Origin of the sequence: Parapedobacter pyrenivorans (assembly GCF_014636865.1) — a bacterium.
Lineage (GTDB): Bacteria > Bacteroidota > Bacteroidia > Sphingobacteriales > Sphingobacteriaceae > Parapedobacter > Parapedobacter pyrenivorans.
This window is the reverse complement of record NZ_BMER01000003.1, coordinates 79,488-91,217: the sequence shown is the minus strand read 5'-3', so window position 1 is coordinate 91,217 and position 11,730 is coordinate 79,488. Positions and strand designations below refer to the sequence as shown.

At 48.0% G+C, this 11,730-nt stretch carries 14 protein-coding genes and 1 tRNA gene; 9 read left to right on the top strand and 6 right to left on the bottom strand.

What is annotated here, in order from left to right; all coding sequences use genetic code 11:
- The first annotated feature begins 13 nt into the window (after positions 1 to 13).
- Positions 14 to 364, top strand: a complete 351-nt coding sequence (locus tag IEV98_RS15155) for a 4Fe-4S dicluster domain-containing protein (RefSeq protein WP_188506870.1) — start codon at positions 14 to 16, stop codon at positions 362 to 364.
- 91 nt (positions 365 to 455) lie between these two features.
- Here IEV98_RS15155 and IEV98_RS15150 read toward each other — a convergent pair whose 3' ends face one another.
- A complete protein-coding gene (locus IEV98_RS15150; protein WP_188506869.1) occupies positions 456 to 926 on the bottom strand; it encodes a universal stress protein in 471 nt (156 codons plus the stop codon).
- Positions 927 to 1,011: 85 nt separating this feature from the next.
- Positions 1,012 to 1,659 carry a YceH family protein gene (locus IEV98_RS15145; RefSeq protein WP_188506868.1) on the bottom strand — a complete coding sequence of 216 codons (648 nt, stop codon included), beginning with the start codon at positions 1,657 to 1,659 and terminating at the stop codon, positions 1,012 to 1,014.
- Between the two features lie 119 nt (positions 1,660 to 1,778).
- Between IEV98_RS15145 and IEV98_RS15140 the strand changes: the two genes are divergently transcribed.
- The 4 genes from IEV98_RS15140 to IEV98_RS15125 all read left to right on the top strand — a co-directional run bounded on the left by IEV98_RS15140 (position 1,779) and on the right by IEV98_RS15125 (position 5,316).
- The gene (locus IEV98_RS15140; protein ID WP_188506867.1) at positions 1,779 to 2,681 is read left to right on the top strand and encodes a histone deacetylase family protein; all 903 of its coding nucleotides are present in this window, start codon (positions 1,779 to 1,781) and stop codon (positions 2,679 to 2,681) included.
- A gap of 23 nt (positions 2,682 to 2,704) precedes the next feature.
- Positions 2,705 to 3,760, top strand: a complete 1,056-nt coding sequence (locus IEV98_RS15135; RefSeq protein WP_188506866.1) for a nucleoid-associated protein — start codon at positions 2,705 to 2,707, stop codon at positions 3,758 to 3,760.
- Between the two features lie 88 nt (positions 3,761 to 3,848).
- On the top strand, positions 3,849 to 4,583 hold the full coding sequence (gene cmoA, locus IEV98_RS15130; protein WP_188506865.1) for a carboxy-S-adenosyl-L-methionine synthase CmoA: 735 nt from the start codon (positions 3,849 to 3,851) through the stop codon (positions 4,581 to 4,583).
- A 7-nt stretch (positions 4,584 to 4,590) separates the two neighbouring features.
- The gene (locus IEV98_RS15125; RefSeq protein WP_188506864.1) at positions 4,591 to 5,316 is read left to right on the top strand and encodes a methyltransferase family protein; all 726 of its coding nucleotides are present in this window, start codon (positions 4,591 to 4,593) and stop codon (positions 5,314 to 5,316) included.
- A gap of 30 nt (positions 5,317 to 5,346) precedes the next feature.
- Here the strand turns inward: IEV98_RS15125 and IEV98_RS15120 are convergent, their stop codons facing one another.
- Positions 5,347 to 6,462, bottom strand: coding sequence for a Gfo/Idh/MocA family protein (locus IEV98_RS15120; RefSeq protein WP_229738782.1), 1,116 nt, complete (start codon positions 6,460 to 6,462; stop codon positions 5,347 to 5,349).
- 229 nt (positions 6,463 to 6,691) lie between these two features.
- Here IEV98_RS15120 and IEV98_RS15115 point away from each other — a divergent pair, with 229 nt between their 5' ends.
- Together IEV98_RS15115 and IEV98_RS15110 are read left to right on the top strand one after the other, a co-directional pair.
- On the top strand, positions 6,692 to 8,284 hold the full coding sequence (locus tag IEV98_RS15115) for an ABC-F family ATP-binding cassette domain-containing protein (RefSeq protein ID WP_188506863.1): 1,593 nt from the start codon (positions 6,692 to 6,694) through the stop codon (positions 8,282 to 8,284).
- 71 nt (positions 8,285 to 8,355) lie between these two features.
- Complete coding sequence (locus IEV98_RS15110; protein ID WP_188506862.1) at positions 8,356 to 9,597, top strand: RNA polymerase sigma factor; 1,242 nt, start codon at positions 8,356 to 8,358, stop codon at positions 9,595 to 9,597.
- Between the two features lie 82 nt (positions 9,598 to 9,679).
- Here the strand turns inward: IEV98_RS15110 and IEV98_RS15105 are convergent, their stop codons facing one another.
- Positions 9,680 to 10,021, bottom strand: coding sequence for a YciI family protein (locus tag IEV98_RS15105; RefSeq protein ID WP_188506861.1), 342 nt, complete (start codon positions 10,019 to 10,021; stop codon positions 9,680 to 9,682).
- A 75-nt stretch (positions 10,022 to 10,096) separates the two neighbouring features.
- Complete coding sequence (locus tag IEV98_RS15100; protein ID WP_188506860.1) at positions 10,097 to 10,549, bottom strand: carboxymuconolactone decarboxylase family protein; 453 nt, start codon at positions 10,547 to 10,549, stop codon at positions 10,097 to 10,099.
- Positions 10,550 to 10,700: 151 nt separating this feature from the next.
- Here IEV98_RS15100 and IEV98_RS15095 point away from each other — a divergent pair.
- Positions 10,701 to 10,788: transfer RNA gene (locus IEV98_RS15095), tRNA-Ser, on the top strand.
- A gap of 76 nt (positions 10,789 to 10,864) precedes the next feature.
- Positions 10,865 to 11,011, top strand: a complete 147-nt coding sequence (locus tag IEV98_RS15090) for a hypothetical protein (RefSeq protein WP_188506859.1) — start codon at positions 10,865 to 10,867, stop codon at positions 11,009 to 11,011.
- A 17-nt stretch (positions 11,012 to 11,028) separates the two neighbouring features.
- Here IEV98_RS15090 and IEV98_RS15085 read toward each other — a convergent pair whose 3' ends face one another.
- On the bottom strand, positions 11,029 to 11,667 hold the full coding sequence (locus IEV98_RS15085) for an NAD(P)-dependent oxidoreductase (RefSeq protein ID WP_188506858.1): 639 nt from the start codon (positions 11,665 to 11,667) through the stop codon (positions 11,029 to 11,031).
- Positions 11,668 to 11,730: the final 63 nt, after the last annotated feature.

The following is an 11,730-nucleotide window of genomic DNA, read 5'->3' as shown; positions in this document are numbered from 1 at the left end:
TCGTAGAAGTTAGATGGCAATTAAGATAACAGATGAATGCATCAATTGTGGGGCGTGCGAGCCGGAATGCCCGAATAATGCAATATACGATGCTGGGGTGAGTTGGCGGTTTGCTGAAGGTACTAATCTGAGCGGCGTTATTGATTTCGGCGACGGTACGACGCTTGATGCGGACGAAGAACAAGTCGCCTTGTCCGATGAAGTTTATTACATCGTTTCCGATAAATGCACGGAATGTGTGGGTTTTCATGACGAGCCGCAGTGTGCCGCGGTATGTCCGGTAGACTGTTGTGTGGATGACGAAGATATCCGTGAAACGGAAGAAGAGCTGTTAGCCAAAAAGGCGTGGCTGCACGGGGAGTGATGCAAGGGGCTGCGTTTCTCGAAAAATATGTAAAGGGGCCCTCTTTCAATCGACGGAGGGCCTTTTTAGTGGTTTATGAACTTGCCCTTATTTAACATTTGCCGGGCACTACCAATACCGGACAAGGTGCTCTGCGTGTTACGCTTTCGGATACGCTGCCTGATATAAAATGATCAAACCCCGTTCGGCCGTGGGTGCCCATAATGATAAGATCGGCCGCCCATTCATTGGCTACGGTAAGTATCTCCTGCTTTGGGTTGCCTATTCGGCTGAACGTAAACACTTCTTTCACATCTTGAAGACCTTTGCTGATCTCATCCAACATGGTTTTGGAATTTTCTTCCTGCATTTCCGTGGTTTCAGGGATGATGATCGGTTGTTGCCCCATCAGCGGATCGGCACCATAATTGGTCGGCGCGGCAGGTTCGATTACGTGAATCAATGCCACAGACGATTCCATCAGTTTGGCAAGTCCGTATCCATGCTGCAACGCCTTTTTTGAACACTCGCTATCATCTGTTGCGATGAGTATGCGGGTGTATGTTACTGGTTTTGTTTCCATAACTACTGGGTTGATATCGATAACTTCCGTAAATATAACAACGATTAACTGGTTTTAGTTTTTGTGCGCTTCCGGTACATCATAATTATGATAATTCCTGCATCAATTTGTCAAATTCGGCACGCAGGGCGGCCAATTCCGTTTCCAGTTTGGTAACTCGGTTGGCCAGTTCGGCTGATGTGCTCCCATCACTGAGCTCCAGGTCGCTTTCGTCCGGGATGGTGCCTCCCCCCAGCAGCTGCATATACCGGGCTTCTTTTTGTCCCGGTCGCTTGGGCAGTTGCTTTACATATGGAGATTCCGCATTGGCTAAGTTGTCCAAAAGTGATTGCACTTCCTCCAATGATTCGAATTCGTGCATCCTTCCCGAGTTCGTATTCAGTTCGCCCGGCGTCTGTGGTCCGCGCAATAGCAACAGGCATATGATGGTCACCTCGGCCGGAACCACCGGGAATACGATTGCAAAATTGTGTTTGTACTTAGTAACCCGGCTGGAGCCGCCCACAACCGTTGATACCAATCCCTTTTTCCGGAGTGAGTCTAATGTGGCGACAACCGTACTGTCATCGTAATTCACCACAGGTTTCCGAGATGTTTTCTGATTGCATGCTGCAACCAACGCGTTCAGGGTGAGCGGGTAATATTCAGGGGTGGTTTTTGATTTTTCCATCAGCGAGCCCAGTATACGCTGTTCTTCGGCTGATAAAATAGGGAGTGTTGGTGTACTATCCATGGTTCGGCTTATCACATCTTTGTTAACTCCCAAAAATGGAATTTTTATCTCAATAAAACAACTTTGTATGAAAAAGGCGTACTCAATTGCTATCTTCGTCGAATCAAACGTGTGGTCCATTGCTCAAGATTGCTTACCATCCCAGTTATTCGCATCCGTTGCCAGCGGGCCATCGCTTTCCGATGGAAAAATACGATCTGATACCTGCGCAACTATTGCATCGTGGAACGGTACCGGTATCCAGCTTCTTTGAGCCCGAGCCGGCAGACTTAGCGACCATTGTCCAAGCCCACGCGCCGGAGTATTGTCGCCAATTGCTTGACGTAGCCCTGTCTCCTGCCATGATTAGGCGTATCGGATTTCCGCTTTCCGCGCCATTGGTGGAACGTGAATTACGTATTGTAAAGGGCACGGTTGATGGGTGCCTATTTGCGATAACGCACGGCGTGGCATTTAACGTAGCTGGAGGTACGCATCATGCCGGGCGCGACTGGGGCGAGGGGTTTTGCCTGCTCAACGATCAGGGGATAGCAGCGGCCTGGCTGCTCAACAGCGCCATTCGCCAGCGCGTGTTGATCATCGATTTGGATGTTCATCAAGGCAATGGTACAGCACAGCTTTTTGAGGAGGAACCGCGCGTGTTTACATTTTCCATGCACGGCGAGCGGAATTTCCCTTTTCGCAAGGAACGGTCTGACGTAGATATCGGGCTGCCCGACGGAGTGGGAGACGAGGCTTATCTTGAGTTGCTGCAATATCATTTAGCCTTGATTTTCGAACGCGTTCAGCCCGACTTTGTGTTTTATCAGGCTGGGGTTGACGTGCTTGCGACCGACAAGCTGGGCAAGCTGGCGTTAACCAAGGCGGGCTGCCGGAAGCGGGATGAATTGGTGTTCGGCTATTGTCACGCAGCCCGAGTGCCTGTGCAGGTGAGTATGGGCGGCGGCTATTCCGTTCAGATCCGAGATATTGTCGATGCGCATTGCCACACCTTCGAAGCGGCCATCCAACTATATCATTGAAATGCATTAACCCATTTAAGAACATGTTTTACCATACAGACGCTACTATCGAACAATTAGCTATTCATCGCGTAGGCAATAAGCAGAATGACGAATTCTATGTACTTAGTGAATCGCCCTTCGTTTTGGAGGATGAGCTATTGGCCACCTTATTGATGCATTATTTCCTCAGCCCATTTGCCAAGCTCAATGAGGTATATCGGCTATTCCATTCCAGCGAAACGCTGGCGTTGAATGAGATCTACCATTTTTGTAAATCATTTTTTGAAGGCGAATTGGATTTTCAGGCATTCGGGCAGCAAATCGGCAAGCACCTCTTTGAGGCATCCAACCATCCCAATATCAAGGGGGGCGAACTCTATGTAGTGCAACTCCGTGATGTGCAACTGGAAGGGGAGGTCCACGATGCTATCGGGATATTTAAATCAGAGACCAAGGAGCCTTTTCTTAAAGTTTCTCCCGCCCAGGGGATGTTTCATCTGGGGTATGAGCAAGAAGCGATCAATATCAACAAATTGGATAAAGGATGTCTTATCATCAATACGGAAAGCGACCAAGGATATAAGGTGCTGGTCGTTGACCAGACCAACCGCCAGCAGGAGGCCGTATATTGGAAAGATGATTTCCTAGGTGTGCGCGTACGCAACGACGGCTTCAACAAAACGGGCAATTTCCTGAAGGTATATAAGCAGTTCGTGAATGAAGGCCTGGATGACGCGTTTGAATTGGAACGCACCGATAAAATTGACCTGCTAAACCGCTCTATGGATTACTTCAAGGAACATGAAACATTCAAAAAGCAAGAATTCGAAGAAGAAGTGTTGGGCAACCCGAAGGCAGCTACGCTCTTTGACAGTTATCGCCAGCAATTTGAAACGGACTATGAATCTCCTTTTGGTGAACAGTTCGATATCTCAAGTGGAGCCGTGAAAAAAGCTCAGGCTACTTATAAAAGTGTGTTGAAATTGGATAAAAACTTCCACATCTACGTACATGGCAAAAGGGAGTATATCGAAAAGGGTTACGACGACGAAAAGGGCATGAATTACTACAAGGTATATTTTAAGGAAGAGCATTGACGTTTGCGCATTCTTTCCAGATTCTTTCCAGATTTCGCGGCTACTTTGGTCGCCATTCAATCACTGAGGTGTGTAGCCTAGGAACTTTATGACAAAGAAAAAGGACGATGTATTCAATGAGGTGATCAAAAAGCCCTCAGATTTCAAGTTTGGTGCAACCGTAGCCAATGCATTTGATGATATGGTGGAGCGCTCCGTTCCATTTTATACCGAAATCCAACGGATGATCATCGAACAAGCGGCAGAATTCGCTGTTGCAGATACCAATGTTTACGACCTGGGTTGCTCAACGGGTACCACATTCCTCAACTTGGATCCACTGGTGGATGGGCGGGTACGCTTTGTAGGCGTAGATGACTCAAAAGATATGTTGCAGAAATGTGCGGAGAAGCTCAAAGAGGCCGGGCTTACGCGGGAGTATGAGTTGAAAAATGCCGATCTTCACCAAGATTTCGAAATTGAAAATGCATCGGTGGTAATCCTTTGTCTCACGCTCCAGTTTGTACGGCCGATATACCGGGAGAGGTTGCTTAGGAAAGTATACGAAGGCCTTAAACCGGGTGGCGTATTGCTTATTTCAGAAAAGATATTGGCAGAAGACAGCCTATTCAACCGTAATTTCATTACCTATTATTACGATTACAAACGTCGCAACCATTATAGCGAATTGGAGATTTCCCAAAAACGGGAAGCATTGGAGAATGTGCTGATTCCCTATAAGCTGAGCGAAAACATGAAGATGCTAATGGAAGCTGGTTTCAGCCATACGGAAGTATTCTTTAAATGGTATAATTTTTCAGGATTTATTGCCGTAAAAAATTAATGTTGTAATGATTCAGATTGGCAATTTTTTCTTCAAGTACCGGAATTACGTCTTTATTTTCCTTTACCTTGCGCTTTTCATTCCGTCGCGATCAATTTTCGACGAGGCGACCTTTGGCCTTGGCTATTACAAGTTTCCCCTGTTTATCGGCCTTACTGTGACCATTTTGGGGCAGCTTATCCGCGGGGCGACGATTTCGTTGGCCTACATTGTGCGGGGTGGTAAGGATAAAAAAGTGTATGCCAACGAATTGGTCACCAATGGCATCTTTGCGCATTGCCGTAATCCATTATATGTAGGCAACATCTTGATGCTGGTCGGCGTGGGGATCCTTGTCAATTCATTGCTATACGTATTGGTTTTCATTCCGCTTTTCCTCTTTATTTACCAAGCCATTGTTTTGGCCGAGGAACATTTTCTGAGAAACAAGTTTGGTAGCCAGTTCGACGCCTATTCAAAACGCGTACATCGGTGGTTGATCAATCCCGTAGGGTTGGGGAAAACCATCTCCGGTATGCATTTTTCATGGCGGCGCTGGCTGGTGCGGGAGTACAATACACAAGTGATCTGGCTGTTAGCGATCACGCTGATATTGGTATTCAAGTACACCCATTGGCAGTGGGATACAACCACCCGAAACACCTGGCTTATTGTCATACTGCTAATCCTGGCTGTTTATTACGGCACTATCAAGTACTTCAAGAAGTCCGGCAAGTGGACCAAGCTCCTGTAGCTAGCCATCAGTGCGGGCCACAGCAAATCGCTAAACTAGCTTCAGTTCCTGCCGTTCGCCTGTTGCACAAGCCCGGTATATCGCATCGATTACCTTCAGGTCCTTCAGCCCTTCGAGGCCGTCTACCGGTACCACTGGCTCATTGCCGTCCAAGATAATGCCCGCCATTTCATCCATTTGTTGCGTTTGGTGGGTTACATGGGGCTGTGTCAGTTTACCCTTGTTCGTGCGCCCTTCAATGGGACCATACCCGGTAGACGGTTGTAACTCAGCAAACCCTTTTTCGCCGTTGAGGAAAAAGCGGTCGAGGTAATTCATATTGTAGGTAGACAAGCAAGAGGCCACAGCACCGCTTGGGAAGCCCAATTGGAAGAGAATGGTTTCATCCACCCCCTCTTTAAATTTTACCGTATCCGTTTTGGTTTCTTGGGCGGTTACCCAAATTGGCTCTTCACCCACCATATAGCGAGCCCCGTTTATCGCATATATACCGATATCCATCATCGCACCGCCACCCGCTAGCGCCTTATCTAGCCGCCACTGGTTCGGGTCGCCGATCCGAAAACCACATTGCCCTTGAAAGAATTTGATTTTCCCAAATTCACCTTCGCTGCGCATTCTCACCACTTCCAATGTTTTAGCTTCAAAATGCAGCCGATAACCCACCAGTAATTTCACGCCGGCAGCAGCACAGGCCGCTATCATTTCCTCGCCTTCTGCCGCATTGAGCGCCATTGGCTTTTCGCAGATGGCGTGTTTACCGGCTTTAGCCACCCGGATTACTTGGTCGTGATGGAGGGCATTTGGCGTAATCACGTATACCGCATCAATATCCGGATTATCCTTGATCTTGTCGAAATTTTCATAGTTATACCGGCTCCCTTCGGGAACGCCGTATTTCGCACCCCATTCATCTAGCTTGGCCGGGGTGCCGCTGATCAATCCGGTTATTTTAGCCCGTTTGCAGGACTGCATGGACTCGGCTACCCGCGAGGCATAGCCCCCGAGCCCCATAAGTGCTACCCGTAGCACAGAGCCCTGCGCAGTGGGTCGTAGACCAGCAAATACATCAGTCGACAGGAATGGCACGGCCGCCGCCGACACGGCCAACTTTTGTAGGAAATCGCGACGAGAAGTTGTCATCATATCGTTATGGGTTTGTCTGTTATGGCCAACGCAATCGCAACCGGATTGTTTGATTTTTTCGCTGGAGAGCAAACTTAACTAAAGTTGCTTCTATATGCAATTATATTTTTACTTACCTTTGCATCGTCAACAAAAGGCACGTATATGTAAGATTTGATTTCTTTCAGGAATGCGAAAAGACCTGCAGGCTCAGGTTTATTCAATTGCTCACGTTTTAACGAAAGGAATCATGCTTACCCTACAAGGTGTCACATACACCCATCCCAATAGTGATTTATTGTTTGATGGCATCAATCTCACCATCAATAAACAAGAAAAGGTTGCGTTAATCGGCAACAATGGCGTCGGAAAATCAACCCTGTTAAAGCTTCTGGCTGGTCATCTGCTTCCGTCGAGCGGGCAGGTACGGGCTGCTAGCAAACCCTACTACCTGCCACAGCTTTTCGGCCAGTTCAATGACCAACCCATTGCCCAGGCCCTCCAGGTAGCAGACAAACTACATGCGCTACAGGAAATCTTGGCCGGTCACGCCACGGAAGTGAACATGGAGGCGCTCGATGATGATTGGATGATCGAAGAGCGCTGTGCAGCCGCATTTGCCCATTGGGGGTTAGACGGGATAGCCCTAAGCGACCAACTTGGCACCCTTAGTGGCGGTCAAAAGGCCAGGGTATTCCTTGCCGGAATCGATATACACCAGCCGGATATCGTTTTGTTGGATGAACCAAGCAACCATCTGGATTCACTTGGCAGGGAACTACTATATACCTATGTAACCTCCTGCAGGCATACCCTGGTGGTGGTCAGCCACGACAGGGCATTGCTGAATCGCCTAAATAAGGTTTGCGAGCTTGGCCCACAAGGTATAACGGTATATGGCGGCAACTATGATTTCTATACTACGCAGAAGGCGATCGCGACCGGTGCGTTGAACCAACAGCTTAAGAATACCGAGAAATCGCTCCGGAAGGCAAAAGAAACCGCACGGGAATCCATGGAACGGCAGCACAAACTGGATGCCCGCGGTAAGAAAAAGCAAGAAAAGGCTGGGCTTCCCACCATCGTCATGAAAACCCTGAAGGACAACGCGGAAAAAAGTACATCGCGCATGAAGGGGATCCATGCAGAAAAAACGGGCGCTATATCCGAAGAGCTGGGGCGACTGCGCGACGCCTTGCCCGATATCGACAAAATGAAGCTGGCGATCAGCCATTCAACGCTTCACCAAGGCAAGCGATTGCTTGTAGCCGACAACATAAATTTCGGGTACGGTGATCAGCCGCCGCTGTGGAAAAAGCCGTTGAGCTTCCAGGTTTTAAGTGGCGATCGCACGGCCATCAACGGCGCGAACGGGTCGGGCAAGACCACGTTGATCAACGTGCTGTTGGGCAACCTCCATCCCCGTATCGGATCGCTACATCGGGCAGATGCCAAGGTCATTTATATCGATCAGGATTACTCGTTGATCGCCAATGAGCTAACTGTTGTCGAGCAAGCACATCAATTCAATTCTGAAGCACGCCCCGACCACGAGCTGAAAATCTGTCTGCACCGGTTTCTGTTTACGAAGGACGACTGGGAAAAACCCTGCGCCGTATTGAGCGGCGGCGAAAAAATGCGACTGCTCATCTGTTGCATGACGATCGATAACCGGGCGCCCGATATCATCGTGTTGGATGAACCGACAAATAACCTGGATATTCAGAATATCGAAATACTGACGGCGGCGATCAATGAATATCGCGGAACACTATTGGTCATCTCTCACGATACCTATTTCCTGAAGCAGATAAAGGTAACACATACTATCGAAATAGCCTAGTTCGTTCGTTTGACAAGATCACCGTAAAACTTTAAAAATGCCTTTGTACCTTTACCCAGGTATTTTTTAATATGGACGTCGTAACATTGATACCTCGGTTGTTCCGAACGGAATACCAGAAGATTGTCTCGGTACTGAGTAACCTGTTTGGCATCAAACATATCGAAATCGCAGAGGACATTGTCAGTGACACCTTTCTTTCCGCCACAGAGGTTTGGACGCTCAGAGGAGTGCCCGAAAACCCGACAGCCTGGCTGTATACGGTTGCAAAGAATAAAACCCGAAATTATTTCAAGCGGAGTAATACCTATGAGCAAAAGATCACGCCCGAATTGGCTTACCGTGCGCAAAACCAAGGCTATGAAATCGAGGTCGACCTCTCCGAAAAAAACATTACGGACAGCCAACTGGCGATGATCTTCGCGGTCTGCCATCCCTGCAATCCCCATGCCGCCCAAATTGCCTTAGCGCTCAACCTGCTTTGCGGTTTCAACGTCAATGAGATCGCCGATGCCTACCTAACCAATAGGGAGGTCATCTATAAGCGGATAAACCGTGCCAAAGAGAAGCTAAAGGAAGAAAATATCGCCATTGCCTATCCCACTGAGCAAGAAGTCGTAGATCGGCTTGATAGCGTGCTGAAGACCATTTACCTCCTGTTTTCCGAAGGCTATTACTCCACCTCGCAGGATGTGGCCTTGCGAAAAGATTTCTGTACGGAAGCGATGCGGCTGGTCTACCTGCTCATACAAAATGAATCCACCAATCTCCCCCAAGTTAATGCCCTGATGGCACTCATGTGTTTTCACGCTTCCAGGTTCGATGCCCGGACTACCGAAAGCGGTGAACTCATCCTGTATCCCGATCAGGACGAATCGTTATGGAATATGGAATTGATCGAACGCGGCGGTTATTTCCTGAACCAGTCATCCTCGGGGCAAGCCTTATCTAAGTACCATGTAGAAGCCGGCATCGCTTATTGGCATACCAAAAAAGAAGACACCGTACAGAAATGGACGCACATACTTGCGCTCTACGACAGCCTGTTGCTTATCGAAGACTCACCGATAGCTGCACTGAATCGAATCTACGCCCTTTCCAAAGTGAACGGAAAGCAAGAAGCAATCCACGCCGCATCGAAGCTAACGCCGTTGGATAGCCACCTTTACTATGCACTATTGGGGCATCTTTATACCGATGTCGACAATAAGAAGGCACTGGCCCATTTCAGAACGGCACTGGACCTCGCCAAGACGGCGGGTGACAAAACGGTCATCACGGGAAATATGCGGCAGCTGAGTGCAGCGCTATAAAAAAAGCAACAACCAACTCCAAGCCAGGGGCAGGGGAGTCGGTTGTTGGCTATGCAACGCTTATGCGGCCACGAAGTACAGGTCAGCTTAGCGCCTTCCGTATTTCGACGTTGCCTCCGAAGGCAAATATCGGGCAATCTTTCGCGACTTCTGCGGCTTCATCGTAGTCGTTGGCTTTGATGATCAGCATACCGCCAATAGACTCCTTGATATCTGCATAGGGGCCATCCGTCACATCTTTGGCGTTTCGGACCACTTTTCCCGCACCATCCCATCGCTTAGTCGGTCCCACCAATCTATCCTGTGCCGCAAGGTTTTCGAACCATTCTTTCCACGCCCGGTAGTGCTGCTGCAACGATTCGGCGGAAGGCTGATCCGCCGCCGTGGTAAAATCTCTCCGGAAAATCAATAAAAACTCATTCATCAGTCATACCTATTGGTTTATACGTGCTAAAATCGTGCGATAAAGCTAGGAAATTAGCTCTTCATTTCACACTTTTTAGCCAAACATGCCGACTTCGTACCCGCCCGGCACCGTTGCAAAAGCAATATTGAAGCGATTGTACGTGTTGATGGTCGTTATGGCCAAGGTAAGATCGATCAGTTCCTCATCTGAGAACTGGGATTTAGCTAGCTGATACACCTCGTCAGCTACGTGCGTGGCGGTTACCGCCTCGGCCCACGCGAAAGCCGCCCGCTCACGATCGGTATAGTACGGCGTTTCCCGCCAGGCACTGATTCCGTAGAGGCGTTGCTCCGTCTCTCCAGCAGCCCTTAATTCTTTGGAATGCATATCCAAGCAGAAGGCGCAGCCGTTGATTTGTGATACCCTGAAATTCACCAATTCCAATAGTTGTTTGTCGATGGTAGATTTACGCAAATAGCTGCCGATCCCGAATAACGTCGTTAGCGCTTTTTGTCCTTTTTCAAATGCATTAATTCTAGTTTCCATTTTAATAAATTTTTGATGTTTATACCCCAATGACAAACGGATTTCTCAGATTGGACAAAAACATAAAAGTTTTTTTCCCTCACAGTGTACGTGTTACCAAAAAAAGTACAATTGAATTTGCAAAATGTGGCAGAGTTTGTACTTTTGCGGCGGAGAGTTGGCAGAGTGGTCGAATGCGGCGGTCTTGAAAACCGTTGTCTGTCAAAGGACCGGGGGTTCGAATCCCTCACTCTCCGCCAGCCCAAATAAAGCCCCGCAATAGCGGGGTTTTTTCGTTTTCAGAATTTTGTGAGTGTGCTCAGACAAAAGCAGAAAATGAAAAAAGAAATAAGCGAAGCGAATGGCTCGATTTTGATTGTAGCCTCCCCCAGCAAGGGATGGCTGCGGCCACGTGTGCGGGGAGTGAGCGACGTAGCCAATCCCTGGCTATGGATAGATGCCCACGACGCTTATTTTGGCTAGTAGCTTTTTAGATTTGTTTAGCTACTAATCGCTGGTGCCTGCCGTATGTACGTTTTATCCGTTACTTGTTGCAAAAGAAAGTCCGCCATATCCGCACGGGAAGTAGAAAAACTGATGATTCCTTGGCCCAGATATCCCGACTTGACATCGTTGGATTTAGCTTTGTTTGTCAACCCTGCAACTCTTACCAACGTCCAATCCAAATCAGAATTTCGCACCATTCCGGCTATCTTACGAAGTTCATAAACAGCATTACGATACTGTCTGTGGAACAATCCCAAGAGTTTCAATGCCCCTCTCGTCATTCCAAGCAGCAGAGTGAATTTTTTGTCAGGCAAATCTTTGCCGTCCCTGGCGTTTGAGGTTGAAACGACAATAAGACGTTTTACGTTGAATTTTTTCATGGCTTGAATAATGAGTTTTGTTCCCTCGCTCACGCAACCCACTGTTTCTATTACGACATCACTACCTTGTATAGCCTCTTCAATTGTCGTTCTATCAAGCATCGTTCCTTTTTTCAGGATTAGATTAGGGTGTTGAATTGTCATTCTGGAAGGTGTCCGTGCGTAGCCGACTACCCTGTACCCTTTGTCAAGAGCTTGTTGCACCAACAACTGCTGCATCCTTCCTGTTACTCCAAAAATTGTAATTGTCATGTTATTTTGTTTTGTGGGCAAAGTTCGGGGTCATTTCGTGTAATTTTGTAAAGGATTAACCAT